15 protein-coding genes are annotated in these 15,064 nt (G+C 64.3%); 8 read left to right on the top strand and 7 right to left on the bottom strand.

Annotation, left to right across the window (positions count from 1 at the left end):
* Nucleotides 1-95: 95 nt before the first annotated feature.
* Nucleotides 96-728 (bottom strand): TetR family transcriptional regulator, encoded by a 633-nt coding sequence (locus U5A67_RS02615; RefSeq protein ID WP_205987873.1) that lies wholly within the window; start codon nt 726-728, stop codon nt 96-98.
* Between the two features lie 516 nt (nt 729-1,244).
* Between U5A67_RS02615 and rsxB the strand changes: the two genes are divergently transcribed.
* The 3 genes from rsxB to U5A67_RS02600 all read left to right on the top strand — a co-directional run bounded on the left by rsxB (nt 1,245) and on the right by U5A67_RS02600 (nt 3,332).
* Nucleotides 1,245-2,111: an electron transport complex subunit RsxB gene (gene rsxB, locus U5A67_RS02610; protein WP_415767641.1), complete on the top strand. Its 867-nt coding sequence runs from the start codon at nt 1,245-1,247 to the stop codon at nt 2,109-2,111.
* 22 nt (nt 2,112-2,133) lie between these two features.
* Nucleotides 2,134-2,778, top strand: a complete 645-nt coding sequence (gene nth, locus U5A67_RS02605) for an endonuclease III (protein WP_205981086.1) — start codon at nt 2,134-2,136, stop codon at nt 2,776-2,778.
* Nucleotides 2,779-2,897: 119 nt separating this feature from the next.
* Nucleotides 2,898-3,332, top strand: a complete 435-nt coding sequence (locus U5A67_RS02600) for a DUF1841 family protein (RefSeq protein ID WP_321814387.1) — start codon at nt 2,898-2,900, stop codon at nt 3,330-3,332.
* A 121-nt stretch (nt 3,333-3,453) separates the two neighbouring features.
* Here U5A67_RS02600 and U5A67_RS02595 read toward each other — a convergent pair whose 3' ends face one another.
* Both U5A67_RS02595 and U5A67_RS02590 read right to left on the bottom strand, forming a co-directional pair.
* Nucleotides 3,454-3,876 carry a c-type cytochrome gene (locus U5A67_RS02595; protein ID WP_205981087.1) on the bottom strand — a complete coding sequence of 141 codons (423 nt, stop codon included), beginning with the start codon at nt 3,874-3,876 and terminating at the stop codon, nt 3,454-3,456.
* Between the two features lie 22 nt (nt 3,877-3,898).
* A complete protein-coding gene (locus U5A67_RS02590; protein ID WP_205981088.1) occupies nt 3,899-4,264 on the bottom strand; it encodes a c-type cytochrome in 366 nt (121 codons plus the stop codon).
* A 457-nt stretch (nt 4,265-4,721) separates the two neighbouring features.
* On the opposite strand from U5A67_RS02590, the gene U5A67_RS02585 reads away from it, so the two are divergent.
* The 5 genes from U5A67_RS02585 (at nt 4,722) to U5A67_RS02565 (ending at nt 10,148) form a co-directional block, all read left to right on the top strand.
* On the top strand, nt 4,722-5,573 hold the full coding sequence (locus U5A67_RS02585; RefSeq protein ID WP_205981089.1) for an AAA family ATPase: 852 nt from the start codon (nt 4,722-4,724) through the stop codon (nt 5,571-5,573).
* A 37-nt stretch (nt 5,574-5,610) separates the two neighbouring features.
* Nucleotides 5,611-6,783 carry a VWA domain-containing protein gene (locus U5A67_RS02580; RefSeq protein WP_321814386.1) on the top strand — a complete coding sequence of 391 codons (1,173 nt, stop codon included), beginning with the start codon at nt 5,611-5,613 and terminating at the stop codon, nt 6,781-6,783.
* A 100-nt stretch (nt 6,784-6,883) separates the two neighbouring features.
* Complete coding sequence (locus U5A67_RS02575) at nt 6,884-8,101, top strand: benzoate/H(+) symporter BenE family transporter (RefSeq protein ID WP_205981091.1); 1,218 nt, start codon at nt 6,884-6,886, stop codon at nt 8,099-8,101.
* Nucleotides 8,102-8,398: 297 nt separating this feature from the next.
* On the top strand, nt 8,399-9,358 hold the full coding sequence (tal, locus tag U5A67_RS02570; RefSeq protein ID WP_205981092.1) for a transaldolase: 960 nt from the start codon (nt 8,399-8,401) through the stop codon (nt 9,356-9,358).
* A gap of 358 nt (nt 9,359-9,716) precedes the next feature.
* Nucleotides 9,717-10,148: a VOC family protein gene (locus U5A67_RS02565; protein ID WP_205981093.1), complete on the top strand. Its 432-nt coding sequence runs from the start codon at nt 9,717-9,719 to the stop codon at nt 10,146-10,148.
* Between the two features lie 34 nt (nt 10,149-10,182).
* On the opposite strand, the gene U5A67_RS02560 is transcribed toward U5A67_RS02565, so the two are convergent.
* The 4 genes from U5A67_RS02560 to U5A67_RS02545 all read right to left on the bottom strand — a co-directional run bounded on the left by U5A67_RS02560 (nt 10,183) and on the right by U5A67_RS02545 (nt 14,435).
* A complete protein-coding gene (locus U5A67_RS02560) occupies nt 10,183-11,361 on the bottom strand; it encodes an FUSC family protein (protein ID WP_321814385.1) in 1,179 nt (392 codons plus the stop codon).
* 105 nt (nt 11,362-11,466) lie between these two features.
* Entirely contained in the window at nt 11,467-13,017 is a 1,551-nt protein-coding gene (mctP, locus tag U5A67_RS02555; RefSeq protein ID WP_205981095.1) for a monocarboxylate uptake permease MctP, read from the bottom strand.
* A complete protein-coding gene (locus tag U5A67_RS02550; protein ID WP_205981096.1) occupies nt 13,014-13,253 on the bottom strand; it encodes a DUF3311 domain-containing protein in 240 nt (79 codons plus the stop codon). The genes mctP and U5A67_RS02550 overlap by 4 nt, the downstream gene beginning before the upstream one ends.
* A gap of 288 nt (nt 13,254-13,541) precedes the next feature.
* Nucleotides 13,542-14,435 (bottom strand): spermidine synthase, encoded by an 894-nt coding sequence (locus U5A67_RS02545; RefSeq protein ID WP_205981472.1) that lies wholly within the window; start codon nt 14,433-14,435, stop codon nt 13,542-13,544.
* Nucleotides 14,436-15,064 lie beyond the last annotated feature (629 nt).

Genomic DNA, 15,064 nt, shown 5'->3' with positions numbered 1-15,064 from the left:
GCGAACGCCGCGCCTCACAGGTCATGAGGTGCGGCGTTTTTTCTTTCATACTGCCGGCTTGCTGCGCCGCGCGCGCGATCGGCGTTTATGTGCGCTTATTTGCGCATCAGGAACGCCAGCAGCATGTCCGTATTGAGCTGGATGATCTCGGCGCGTTCCGCCGGCGCGCTGAAGTCGCGGCCGAGCGTGGCGTTGAGCGTATAGCGGTTGGACACGATGTAATAACCCATGCCCGAAAGCGTCACGTACAGGCGCAGCGGATCGATGTTCGCACGGAACAACCCCGCCGCTTCCCCGCGCGACAGAATGCTGCCCAGCGTAGCGACGATCGGCGAAACCATCTCGTGGATGCGCGTGGATTTGAGCATGTAGCGCGCTTCGTGCAGATTCTCGTTATTCACGAGGCGCAGCAGTTCGGGATGATCGCGGTAGTAATCCCAGACGAAATGCGCGAGGCGCGTGATCGCCTCGACGGGTGCGAGGCCCGCGAGATCGAGTGCGCGTTCGGCTTCGTTGAGCGCGCCGAAAGCGTGCTCCAGCACGGCAGTAAACAACTGCTCCTTGCTGCCGAAGTAGTAATACAACATGCGCTCGTTGGTCTCGGCGCGTCGCGCGATCTGGTCGACGCGGGCGCCGAACAGGCCCCCGCTCGCGAACTCTTCCGCCGCTGCGAGCAGGATGCGACGGCGCGTGCCTTCAGGATCTCTTTTGATTTTCGGCTGATTCATGGTGGCAGGATCGCTCGATAGGCGCGCGGATTCCCGCTTGGCACTGCCGGGCCTCTCCAAAGAACCCATGTAGCGGCAGCGATCCACGGGGCGCGCCAGGTTAATGGACTGACACCCTTCGTTTTTCGATCTTCGTTTTGTTTATTTGCAGCCCGTCCGGAGCCCTCGTCCGGTGCCGCGTTTTAATGCCGTCCTGCATGCCGGATTCGCGGGTTCGCGCGTCAGACGCGGCGCATGGTGCGCTGCGGCTGGGCCCGAACTTGCGAATTAAGCGCTTTGATTATGGCACATGCCCTGCCGATGGCAATGCGGGAAATCGGCGATAATGCGGGCTTTGGCGCCGCACGTGCGCATCCCGGCATGCGCTGACGCACCCGGGTCCGGCAGGCGCCGCCAGGCGCTGCGTCCGCGCGCGTGTCTGCCTGCCCCGCTTTGCCAGCTTGTGCCCGCCTGCCGCCGTCAGCCACGCTTCGTGAGCGCTGATGGCGCACCCCGGCCAGCGTAGAAATTGCGACCGTGAACGATTCCAAGACACTCGCAGATCGCATCGAAGATCTGCTGCCCCAGACCCAATGCACCAAGTGCGGCTACGACGGCTGCCGGCCCTATGCCGAAGCCGTCGCGGCCGGCACCGCCAGTTATAACCAGTGCCCGCCCGGCGGCGCCGAAGGCGTCGCGCGTCTCGCGCATCTGCTCGGCAAGCCCGTCATTCCGATCAATCCCGATAACGGCGTCGAGCGGCCACGCCCCGTCGCGTTGATCGACGAGCAGGTGTGCATCGGCTGTACGTTGTGCATGCAGGCTTGCCCGGTCGATGCGATCGTCGGCGGTCCCAAGCAGATGCACACCATCGTGCGCGATCTCTGCACGGGCTGCGACCTGTGCGTGCCGCCCTGCCCGGTGGACTGCATCGCGATGATCCCCGTGACTGGCGCAGCCACCGGCTGGGACGCCTGGACGCAACAGCAGGCCGACGACGCGCGTCTGCGCCACGACCGCCATCAGGCGCGTCTGGCCGCCGAGCGCGACGCCGCCGAAGCACGCGCCGCCGCGCGCCGTGCCGCCGCGCCCGCGGCAGCGGCCGCGCCCACCGCGACGCAAACGCCCGCAGCCGCGCACGCAACGGCAGGCGCCCCCGCCGCCGCACCCAGCGACGCCGAAGCCAAAAAGAAAGCCATCATCCAGGCCGCGATGGAGCGCGCCCGTCAGAAGAAGGCGGAACTGGCGGCCAGCGGCGAAGGACCGCGCAACACCGATCACGTGAGCGCCGATGTGCAGGCGCAGATCGACGCCGCCGAAGCGCGCCGCAAGCGTCTGGGAATGGAATCGGCGCCGGACGCGCCCGCCCCGGACGCCGCGAAAGACCACGACAAGCCCGCATAAAAACCAACGGCCCCCGCAAGCCATGAACGCCACCAAGCGCCGCGCGATCTACGAAACGCTGCAAAGCATCAACCCGAACCCCACGACCGAGCTGGAGTTTTCGACGCCGTTCGAACTCCTGATCGCCGTGCTGCTGTCCGCGCAGGCCACCGATGTCTCGGTGAACAAGGCCATGCGCAGGATGTTTCCGGTGGCGAACACGCCCGCGACGGTGCTCGCGCTGGGCGAGGAAGGCGTCGCCGATTACATCAAGACGATCGGCCTCTATCGCACCAAGGCGAAGAACGTGATCGCCACCTGCAAGATCCTGATCGAGCAGCATGGCGGCGAGGTGCCGCAGACGCGCGAGGCGCTCGAAGCGTTGCCGGGCGTGGGCCGCAAGACCGCGAACGTGGTGCTCAACACCGCGTTCGGCCATCCGACCATCGCCGTGGATACGCATATTTTCCGCGTCGCCAACCGCACGGGACTCGCGCCTGGCAAGGACGTGAAGGCGGTGGAAACCGCGCTGGAAAAGTTCACGCCGAAGGAGTTTCTGCAGGACGCGCATCACTGGCTGATCCTGCACGGGCGCTATGTCTGCAAGGCGCGCCGCCCGGAATGCTGGCATTGCGTGATCGAGCCGCTGTGCGAATTCAGGCCGAAAACGCCGCCGCCCGAGCTCTGACAGCGCGGCTGCGCGCCGCGACGTAGAATGAACTGCCCGGAGCGCAGCAAGCGCGCCAGAATCCTTCTGGCATGCTTCTGGCCCCGGGCGCCGTCCCCCACACCACCGCACGATTCACGATGTTCAATCCCAGCCGCGACGAAGTCCGCCGCTTTTTCACCGAGACCTGGCGCAAGCAGCGCGCAGGCGAAATCCTCACGCCTCTGGAAGCGATCGCCGCCGACTGGATCGTCGAGCATCCCGAATACCACGCGGAACTCGCCGACGCCGATCAGGCCGCCGTCCAGGACTATTCGCCCGAACGCGGCCAGACCAACCCTTTCCTGCATCTGTCGATGCATCTGGCGATCAGCGAGCAACTGTCGATCGACCAGCCGCCGGGCATCCGCGCGGCGCACGACCGGCTCGCGGCGCGCATGGGATCGACCCACGACGCGCAGCACGCCATCATGGAGTGCCTGGGCGAGACGATCTGGGAAGCGCAGCGCACCGGCACGCCGCCCGACACCGACGCCTATCTCCAGCGCATCGAGCGCCGCGCCACGCGCGACTAAGCGGCCCTGCAACGCATCGAGCCCAAAGAAGCGCAAAAAAACACCCTGCCTGCCGCGCTGGAATCGCACGGCAGGCAGGGTGTTTTCACATCGAGCGCGCCTCATGCAGCACGCATCAGATTCACTTCTTCTCGATCAGATCGCCCTTGAGCGATTCGATATACGCGGCGAGATCCTTCATATCGCTCTGCGACAGGCTCTGCACCTGCGCCTGCATGATCGGATTGTTGCGGCCGAGATGCGGATTGCCGTTGCCCATCTGGTACTGGCGCAGCGCCCAATAGATGTAATCGGCATGCTGGCCCGCGAGCTTCGGATATTCCGGGCTCACCGGCTTGTTCAGATTCACGCCATGGCAGGCCGCGCAGTTGTGGCTGTCGGACAGCACCTTGCCGTTGGCGGCATCAGCGGCATGCGCCGGATGCAGCGCGAGCGTGGCCGCCAGCGCGGCAGCCGCCGAAACCAGCACGGCAGCCTTCAAAAACGCGGCCTTGAATCGCGCTTCACGCGCACCGGCGCGCACGGCCGTATAGGGCTTGTTCATGGATTGTCGTCTCCCGTGCCGGTTACTTCTCGGGGTTGTTCTTGGAGGTGGCCGACTGCGACGAGTAATAAGCCGCGATATCGGCGATATCCTGGTCGGTGAGCGTTGCCGCGATCGCGTGCATCGTCTCGAAGTGGCGGTCGCCCTTCTTGTAGCCGTGCAGCGCGTTCTGGATGTACTGCGCGTTCTGGCCGCCCAGGATGGGCACGTGATAGACCTCGGGATAGGCGGTGCGGTAGTCGGGAATACCATGACAGCCGATACACATCGCAACCTTGCCTTGACCTGCCTTCGCGTCGCCCACGACATCCGCGTGTGCCGTGGCCGCGAAGCCCGCCAGCACGGTCACTGCTCCGAGCATGACGTGCTTGCCGACAATTTTTTTCATAGCATCCAACCTGGCTTGAGGGGATTCGAACGCCCGAACCGCAGGCCACGGCCTGCGCCGCATTACTGCTGTTTTACTTTTGGGTCGCCGTGCAGGCCGAAAAAAATCGGTCTGAGTATACCGCGACGCCGCGCAGCCCGTCCACGGGCTGCCGCCCGCCGCGCGCCCGCTGAGGCCCGCCAGACGGGGCTCGGGCGTTATGCGAGCGGCCTTTGCGGCGGGTCGTGCGGGTGATCCCTGATGCGGTGCGCTTTTGCAACTGGCGACCTGCGCGGGCCTGGAACGGACGATAAAACCCGGGCGATTCGTTCCCGTGACGGGACAAAAACGGCATAAAAACTGCGCCCCGCGATCCTGAATCAGTACCGCATCGGGCGGAGCCAACGATACGCGAGGCCCCTCTGAAGCAACACCCCATCTGACTTATACTGGGATTTTTTTCAGCGAGCGGTTCATCATGCGCGCCACGCGTTTCGAAGGCTCTTCGCAGTACGTCGCCACCGACGATCTCAAGCTCGCGGTCAATGCCGCGATCACCCTCAAGCGCCCGCTGCTCATCAAGGGCGAGCCCGGCACCGGCAAGACCATGCTGGCCGAGGAAGTGGCCGCCGCGCTGGACATGCCGCTGATGCAATGGCACATCAAGTCCACCACGAAGGCGCAGCAAGGTCTCTACGAATACGACGCGGTGTCGCGCCTGCGCGACTCGCAGCTCGGCGACGAACGCGTGAAGGATATCCGCAACTACATCGTCAAGGGCGTGCTGTGGCAGGCGTTCGAGTCGGAGCAGCAAAGCGTGCTGCTGATCGACGAAATAGATAAAGCCGACATCGAATTCCCCAACGACCTGCTGCGCGAACTCGACCGCATGGAGTTCTACGTCTACGAGACGCGCGAACTCATCAAGGCGAAGCAGCGCCCGCTCGTCATCATCACGTCGAACAACGAGAAGGAACTGCCGGACGCCTTCCTGCGCCGCTGCTTCTTCCACTACATCAGCTTCCCCGATCCGGCCACGATGCAGCGCATCGTCGAGGTGCACTATCCGGGCATCCGCCGCGAACTGCTGAGCGCCGCGATGGAAAGTTTCTTCGAACTGCGTAACGTCGCGGGCCTGAAGAAGAAACCTTCGACATCCGAACTGCTCGACTGGCTCAAGCTGCTGCTCGCCGAAGACATCCCGCCCGAAGCGCTGCGCGCCGTGGACGGTTCGAAGTCGATGCCGCCGCTCGCCGGCGCGCTGCTCAAGAACGAACAGGACATGACGCTGTTCGAGCGGCTCATCTACATGAACCGCCACAACCGCTAAGCCGCGCCGGGCACGTGAAAAAGCACGGAGAACCCGCATGCTGATCGACTTCTTCTATACGCTGCGCGACGCGAAGCTGCCGGTCTCCGTGAAGGAGTACCTCACGCTCGTCGAAGCGCTCAAGGAGCGCGTGATCGCGCCGTCGCTCGACGACTTCTACTATCTCGCGCGCATGACGCTCGTGAAGGACGAGCAGTATTTCGACCGTTTCGATCAGGCCTTCGGCGCGTATTTTCGCGGCATCGAAAAGAAGTCCGAACAGGCCTTCGAGATTCCCGAAGACTGGCTCAAGAAAAAACTCGAACGCGATTTCACGCCCGAACAGCGCGCGCAGATCGAAGCGATGGGCGGGCTCGACAAGCTCATGGAGCGCCTGAAGGAACTGTTCGAGGAACAGAAGGAGCGCCACGAAGGCGGCAGCAAGTGGATCGGCACGGGCGGCACGTCGCCGTTCGGCAACGGCGGCTATAACCCGGAAGGTATCCGCATCGGCGGCGAAGGTGGGCAGCGCAGCGCCGTGAAAGTGTGGGACGCGCGCGCCTACCGCGATTACGACGATCAGGTCGAGATCGGCACGCGCAATATCAAGGTGGCCTTGCGCCGCCTGCGCCGTTTCGCGCGCGAAGGCGCGGTCGAGGAACTCGATCTCGACGGCACGATCCGCAGCACGGCCGCCAACGCGGGCTGGCTCGATCTCAAGATGGTGCCGGAGCGCCACAACAATGTGAAAGTGCTGATGCTGCTCGACGTGGGCGGCTCGATGGACGATCACATCAAGCGCACCGAAGAACTCTTTTCCGCCGCCAAGGCCGAGTTCAAGCATCTGGAGTTCTACTACTTCCACAACTGCGTCTACGACTATCTGTGGAAGAACAACCGCCGCCGCCACGCGGAGCGCACGCCCACGTGGGATCTGCTGCACAAGTTCACGCCCGACTACAAGCTGATCTTCGTCGGCGACGCCACCATGAGTCCGTATGAAGTGCTGCAGCCGGGCGGCTCGGTCGAATACAACAACCCGGAAGCGGGCGCCGTGTGGCTGCGGCGGCTGGCCGACCAGTTCCCGCACTTCGCCTGGCTCAACCCGGAACCCGAGCGGCTATGGGAATACCGCCAGTCGGTTTCGGTGATCCGCGAAATTCTGGGGCATCGCATGTATCCGCTCACCGTCGCCGGGCTGGAAACGGCCATGCGCGCGCTGAGCAAATAGCGCCAGCCAACCTGACACTTTCACGCCACACGCAGCGCAACCGCCGGACCAGACGGTTGCGCGCGCAACTTCACACTAAAAAAACGAGGAGTACTCCAGCATGACCGCGCCTTCATCCCCCGACCTGCCGGCGAACTTCCGGCCGGGACCGCTGCGGCCGCTGGCCGACACGTCGGTCGCCACGATCGTGGCCGGTTTCGTCGCGATGATGACGGGCTACACCAGTTCGCTGGTCCTGATGTTCCAGGCGGGCCAGGCCGCGCATCTCACCGACGCGCAGATTTCGTCGTGGATCTGGGCGCTGTCCATCGGCATGGCGGTGACCACCATCGGCCTGTCGCTGTGGTATCGCGCGCCTACCGTGGTGGCGTGGTCCACACCGGGCGCCGCCTTGCTGATCAGTTCGCTGCCGCATGTGCCGTATGCCGAGGCCATCGGCGCCTTTATCGTCTGCGCCGTGCTGCTCACCGCCGTGGGTCTGACCGGCTGGTTCGACACGCTGATGAAGCGCATCCCCGCCGGTATCGCCGCGGCGCTGCTGGCCGGCATCCTGTTCGAGATCGGCATCGAGATTTTTCACGCCGCGCAGGTGCAGACGCCGCTCGTGCTCACCATGTTCTTCGCCTATCTGCTGATGAAGCGTTTCGTGCCGCGCTATGCGATCGTCGGCACGCTGGTGGTGGGGATCGCGGCGGCCGCGGCGCTGGGATTGCTCGATTTCAGCCACTTCCGCGTGGCCGTGGCGAAACCCGTGTTCACGATGCCCGCGTTTTCGGTGCAGGCGATCGTGAGCATCGGCATTCCGCTGTTCGTGGTGGCGATGGCCTCGCAGAACGTGCCGGGCATCGCCGTGATTCGCGCCGATGGCTATGACACGCCCTCCTCGCCGCTGATCGCCACGACCGGCCTCGCCTCGCTGCTGCTCGCGCCGTTCGGCTCGCACGGCATCAACCTCGCGGCCATCACGGCGGCGATCTGCACCGGCCCGCACGCGCACGAGGACCGCACCAAACGCTATATGGCGGCGGTCTGGTGCGGCATCTTCTATCTGATCGCGGGCACCTTCGGCGCGACTATCGCGGCGCTGTTCGCGGCGTTTCCGCAGGCGCTGGTGGTGTCGATTGCCGCGCTGGCGCTGTTCGGCTCGATCATGAGCGGCCTCACCAACGCGATGCAGAACCCGCGCGAGCGCGAAGCGGCCCTCGTGACCTTTATGGTGACGGCTTCGGGCCTCACGCTGCTGTCGATCGGCGCGGCGTTCTGGGGGCTGGTGGCGGGCGTGCTCACGCAGTTCGTGCTGAACGCGCGCAAGGCCTGAAGGCGCGGCGGATAACGAATCGAAAGCCCCGGCACCGAATTTGCGCCGATTTTTAAACGATTTTTGTTCGCCGCGCGCGCGTCATCGCACCGCCTCCCGATCCGCCATAAAATGACGCAGTGAGTCGCGCCAATCCCGATCGGCGCGACATCGCCCTTTCGCGTACAGGCGTAAAGCGTTCAGCGTTTCGCCCTGCGCGCCCGGCGCTCCCGGCTAACCACCGTTAGCACGATGCCCAGGCTCACAGGCCGTTCAACTTTCACCGACGCCGGCGCGCATGCGCCCACAAGGCCAGACATGACTACCGCACTCGATCAGCTCAAGCAGTACACCACCGTCGTCGCCGATACGGGCGACTTCCAGCAGTTCGTCCAGTACAAGCCGCAGGACGCGACCACCAACCCGTCGCTGATCCTCAAGGCCGTGCAGAAGGCGGAATACCGTCCGCTGCTCGAAAAAACCGTGCGCGATCACGCGAGCGAGTCGGTCGAAGCGATCATCGACCATCTGCTGATCGCTTTCGGCACCGAAATCCTCAAGATCATTCCGGGCCGCGTCTCGACCGAAGTCGACGCGCGTCTGTCGTTCGACACGCAAAAGTCGATCGACAAGGCTCATCACCTCATCGACCTCTACAAGAAGGCCGGCATCGAGAAAGAGCGCGTGCTGATCAAGCTCGCCTCGACGTGGGAAGGCATCCGCGCCGCCGAAGTGCTGCAGAAGGAAGGCATCCGCTGCAACATGACGCTGCTGTTCTCGCTCGCACAGGCCGCAGCGTGCGCCGAAGCCGGCGCGCAACTGATTTCGCCGTTCGTCGGCCGCATCTACGACTGGTTCAAGAAGGCCAAGGGCGCGGACTGGGACGACGCGAAGGACGGCGGCGCCAACGATCCGGGCGTGCAGTCGGTGCGCAAGATCTACGCGTACTACAAGAAGTTCGGCTACAAGACCGAAGTGATGGGCGCCAGCTTCCGCAACACCAGCCAGATCGTCGAACTCGCCGGTTGCGACCTGCTGACGATCAGCCCGGATCTGCTGCAGAAGCTGCATGACAGCAACGAGAAGATCGACCGCAAGCTTTCGCCCGAAGCGTTCGCGAACGAGAACATCGCGCGCGTGGCCGTGGACGAAGCCTCGTTCCGCTTCCTGCTCAACGAAGACGCGATGGCCACCGAAAAGCTCGCCGAAGGCATTCGCGCGTTCGCCGCCGATGCGGTCAAGCTCGACAAGATGGTCGAAGAACTGCGCGCGAAGTAAGCAGGCGCGTATTCGGCATGCAAGCGCGGTTTTAAGCAGCCGCTCACCGCGCGCCGAAGTCTCCGCAAGGGCCGCACATCACGCATGTGCGGCCTTTTTTTGCGTTTTTGCGCCCGCGAAAACCCTGCAACCTCCATTCCACTCTGCGCTCTCGCAAACCCTGGCGAGATGGCTGCCCGAAGCGGGCACGCGCGCGCCTAGAATCAGGGCAGCGGCCAGCTTGATAGCGCCGCGCGAGGCAACACAATCCCCGTTCCCCCTGTCATGCGCCGCCCCCCACAGCGCCGCACGACGCGCACTGCAACCAGGACGCTGCGCAAGGGACCGGCCAACCGTCCAGTCCGCAAGGAAGATGACGATGCAAATCCAGCCCTACCTCTTTTACAACGGCACCTGCGAGGAAGCGATCGCGTTCTATCGCGAGGCGCTCGGCGCCACGGAGCTGTTCAAGATGCGTTTCAAGGACGGCCCGCCCGATCCGCAGCGCCCGCTGCCGCCCGAACTGGCCGACAAGATCATGCACGCGACGATCCAGGTCGGCGACGCGCAGTTGATGATGTCCGATGGCGGTTGCATGACGAATCACGACACCTTCACCGGCTTCAGCGTCTCGCTCACCGCGCCCGACGCCGCCACGGCGCAGCGCTATTTCGACGCGCTGTCGAAAGGCGCGCAGATCGGCATGCCGTTCCAGAAAACGTTCTGGTCGCCCGGCTTCGGCATGCTGACCGATCGATTCGGCGTGCCCTGGATGGTCACTGCGCCGCCGCTGGAAAACCCGGCGCCCTGAGATTCAGGTTAGCGCATTGATCATGACGCGCGCTTCACACCATGCGGTGCAGATGCGCGCGCTCGATGTTCCATCTCGGTTCGATTTCGAGGAGCAAGGCACGCAGTTGCCCCACCTGCTCCTCGAAACGCTGTTCGAGCCAGTAAGGCCCCTGCATTTCCGGTGCGAGCGGCTCGGTGGCCTGGTTCGCGGCTTCGTCCGCTTCCATCGGCCGGTCTAGCGGGCTCGAGCGCAACGCCCGCGCCGCCGCCTCAGGATGCCGCGCGCCGCCAAAGCGAAGCGCGCGCGCCGTCGTCAGCAAGGCCTCGCGCACACACGCGCTGCGCTGTGCGAAAGCCACGCGCACGAGACGCTGCTCGTAGTGGCCAAGCCCCGTCGACATCATCTCCAGCGAACTCAGCAACGAGCGATGCAGGCGCTGCACCTGTTCGAGCCGCGCCACCGGCACGTCGATTTCCTTCGCCACCGAAGGCATCAGCGCGCGCAACTGCACGAGCCGCGTGTTGAGGCGGCGGAATTGCGCGACCTGTTCGTCGGTATCGACATGCACGCCGCTCACCACCTGCGCGTAGACGCGCGCGCATTCGCGCAGATTGTCGGCGAGCCGGTAGCGCCACGAGTAAGTGGCGTGCAGCGGCAGCGCGAACGAAAACGCCAGCGCGATCACGATGCCGATCATCACGTTGAGCGTGCGCCACAGGCCGGTATCGATATGGTTGTCGCCGTGGCCCGCGACGATGCACATCGTAATCGCGGTCAGCAGCGCCACATAACCGGGCTTGCCGATCGCGTAATAGCTGCACACGGCCGCGACGATCGACATCAGCGAATACGTGAGCCACGTCGATCCCGTGACCGCCTGCACGACGATCAGCGTCAGGCCGATCAATGCGCCGAGCAGCGTGCCGAGCGCCCGCTCGGTGGCCTTCTTGCGGATATTGCCGTGATGCTGCAGCCCGCCGATCACCACCAGCAGCGTCACCGACGACCAGATGCCGTGCGGAATGTCGATGCCGGTGGTCGCGAGGATCGACACGAGCATCGCGAAACCCACGCGTACCGCGTGAATCACGCCTGCGTTGCGGTAGCGATAGAACGGCGAGCTGATCGCGCGCCACACCCGCGCCGCGCGCGAGCGGCGGCGCACGGGATGGCGTGCGGGTGGTGTTTTGGTATCGATTTCGGGTTCGCTATCAGGTTCGATCAGGGCCATGGCGCGACTAGCGTTGCGGTGACGCCGACCATCGTGCACCAGAAGAACAAAAGCCCGCAACCATGACGTTGCGGGCTTTCGTGTTGCGCCATGTGGCGAGCAGGATCAGCTTTCGACCACGTCCAGATAGTCTTCGGGACGCGTCCGGTCGACGCCCTTTTGCATGCCGGACAGATGCACCAGCGCCGAGACCACCACCGACACCACCAGGTTGACGATCAGCGACCACACCGCCGCATAACCCGGCACATCCATGCCGAACAGATGCACGACGAAGATCGAGCCCTTCAGGTGCAGCGAAATCGCCATCCACGTGCCCGTGGCGATGCCCACCGCCCAGCCGATCAGCAGACCGCGCCAGTCGAGCATGCGCGTATAGAGACCGAGCACGATCGCAGGCAGCGTCTGGATGATCCAGATCCCGCCCAGCAGTTGCAGCTGGATCGCGTACGTCAGCGGCAGACCAAGAATGAACGCCACCGCGCCCACTTTCACGATCAGCGAAACCAGCTTGGCGATATTGGTTTCCTGCTCGTGATTCATGTTGCGGTTGATGAACTCCTTGTGGATGTTGCGCGTGTAGAGGTTGGCGGCCGCGATCGACATGATCGCCGCCGGCACCAGCGCGCCGATGCCGATGGCCGCAAACGCCACGCCCACGAACCACGACGGGAAGAAGTGCAGGAACAGCGCCGGCACCGCGAAGTTCGGACCGAAGGCCTTGAAGTACGGCGCGAATTCCGGCATGTCCTTCACGCCCGACGCCAGCGCCATATAGCCGAGCAGCGCGAGCAAACCGAGCACCAGCGAGTACGCAGGCAGCATCGCCATATTGCGGCGAATCGTATTGCCCGACGACGACGACAGCACCGCCGTGATCGAGTGCGGATAGAGGAACAGCGCGAGCGCCGAACCCACCGCCAGCGTGGCGTAGGCGCTATAGCCGTTCAGGCTCGACGCATCCGGCGCCTTGAGCAGCAGCTTGGCCGGCGGCACGGAAGCGAAGATATGGCCGAAACCGCCCATCTGCGCCGGAATCACGATGATCGCCACCGCAATCGTGATGTAGATCAGCACGTCCTTCACCACCGCGATCATGGCCGGAGCGCGCAGACCCGAGGTGTACGTATAGGCCGCGAGAATCGCAAACGCGATGATGAGCGGCAGATCGCCGACAAAACCGGTCGTATCGAAGCCCAGCGCGCCGATCACCACTTCGATCCCCACCAGTTGCAACGCGATATACGGCATGGTCGCGACGATGCCGGTCACGGCAATCGCCAGCGCCAGCATGCGGCTGCCGTAGCGCGCGCTCACGAAGTCGGCGGACGTGACGTACTGGTGACGCTTGGCGATGGCCCAGAGCTTGGGGAACACCACGAAGGCGAACGGATAGATCAGGATCGTGTAGGGCAGCGCGAAGAAACCCGTTGCGCCCGCGCCGAACACCAGCGCCGGCACCGCCACGAAGGTGTACGCGGTGTACAGGTCGCCGCCCAGCAGGAACCAGGTGACGATGGTGCCGAAGCGACGCCCGCCGAGGCCCCACTCTTCCAGATGCGCGAGATCGCCCTTGCGCCAGTGCGCGGCCAGAAAGCCGACAATCGTCACGCCGACGAAGAACAGGATAAAGACGAAGGTTGCGGTCACATTCATTGCGCGCCTCCCGCCCGGCCGCTCTTCGAGCGATCCTTGGTCCTGAAATAGACGACGGCGGTGATGACGGCACTGATCAGCACCCAGAGGAGCTGGTACCAGTAGAAAAACGGAAAGTCCCACAGAGTGGGTTCGACCTTGTTGTACGACGGCACCCAGATCATGGCGATCCAGGGCAAGAGCAACAGCCAGAGCCAGTGCTTGCTGGCCTTTGCGGCGTCGGCGTCGTGAGCCATGACGTCTCCTCCTCGCGACTTATGTTGTTATGCGGCCTCATTCTGGCCGTTGCAGGCCCGCGAGCTCGTGCCTCGCAAGGTCCCCGAAAGCGCTGAAAAGCGTACCGATGCCATCGCGACGGGTCAACCCGGGGCGGACCCCAACCTTTAACAACATTTCGGATTCGAAACTGTCAGCTATCCGAAAGCACCGCTTTTCGATCGACGAAAAAAAACGGCCCCGCGTGATGCGGGGCCGTTCGTGTCGCTTCGGCAAAAAGCGTCAGATCGCGAATCCAGATCTCAAACTTAGATCGCGAACGTCGTGCCTTCCTTGCCGATTTCCTTGCATGCAGCGCGCAGTGCCTTGACCCACTGGTTCGCGGGCAGACCGAGCTTGCTTTCGAGCAGACGCGCGCGCTTGTCGAGCGCCGTCCAGCTCACGTCGAGCGCCGGACCCGAGAAGGCCAGCGCGACGCGGTTGCCGTCGTGCACTTCCGGCAGCGCGATCACGCGGCCGTCGAAGGCTTCCTTCAGGCGCTTCATGTTGCGCACGTAGCTCGGGTGATCGCCGAACAGGTTGATCGTCGCGACGCCCGCGTCCGTGAGACACGCGCGCACGGCGCGGTAGAACGCAACGCTGTCGAGCACCGGACCGCGAGCGGTCGCATCATAGATGTCGATCTGCAGAGCGCCGATCGTGCCGTGGTTCGAACGGTCCTGCACGAAATCCCATGCGTCCAGTTCGCGCACGGTCAGACGTGCGTCGTCGTGCGGCAGTGCGAACATCGTGCGTGCCGCGACCACGACCGCCGGGTTCAGTTCGACGGCCTCGACCTTCGCCGGACGCAGGTAGCGATGCGCGAACTTGGTCAGCGCAGCCGCGCCCAGACCCAGTTGCACGATGCGCGCGGGCGTGGCGAGGAACAGCAGCCAGGACATCATCTGCTGTGCGTATTCGAGTTCGATGTGTTGCGGCTTCGACAGACGCATCGCGCCTTGCACCCACTCGGTACCGAAGTGCAGGTAACGCACGCCGCTCTCTTCCGAGAACGTGACCGGCGCGAAACGCGGCTTGCGCGGCGCTTCGATGACCGGTGCGTTGTCGAGATCGTCTTCGGCGGCACGGCGCGGACGCTTCGTCATTTTCTGGACCTTCGGTGCGGCTTCGGCCTGCGCAGCCTTGGCTGCCTTGGCGTTCACACGCTTCGCGCGTGCGGGCGTGACGGCTGCGGCCTGTTCGACGGCTGCGGGCTTTTCGGCCTGGCTGGCGGCTGCCTTCGGTGCGGGCTTTGCTGCCTTCGCTGCCGGCTTTGCTGCGGCCTTCGTTGCCGGCTTTGCTGCGGGCTTTGCTGCTGCCTTCGGCGCGGGCTTGGCTGCGGGCTTTGCCGCTGCCTTCGTAGCAGCCTTTGCTGCCGGCTTTGCTTCAACCTTCGCTTCGATCTTTGCTTCGACCTTTTCTTCCGGCTTCGCTTCGGCCTTCACTGCCGGCTTTGCGGCTGCCTTGACTGCGCGCTTTGCGGCCGGCTTGGCTGCAGGCTTCGTTGCGGCCTTCGCTGCGCGCTTTGCCGCCGGCTTTGCTGCGGCCTTCGTTTCCGGCGTTGCCGCTGCGATCGCTTGCGGTGCTGCGGTCACGTCTGCAACCGGCGCCGGCGTTTCAGCTTGCGTCACGATCTGTTCGGGCGCGGCGGCCTCGTCGGTGGTCGTGGCGGGCGTCTTGCTGAATGCGCGCGCCTCGGCCGAAGCGCGCTTGATGAGAGTCGTCATGTAAAGATGTCTTGCTTGTGAGGAGCAGGTGCAGATGCGCGTATTGCGCTGCGATTTACCGTGTT

Source organism: Paraburkholderia sp. J69-1 (assembly GCF_905220255.1).
Taxonomy (GTDB): Bacteria; Pseudomonadota; Gammaproteobacteria; order Burkholderiales; family Burkholderiaceae; genus Paraburkholderia.
The sequence above is the reverse complement of the archived record's forward strand: the minus strand, read 5'-3'. Positions and strand labels throughout refer to the sequence as shown.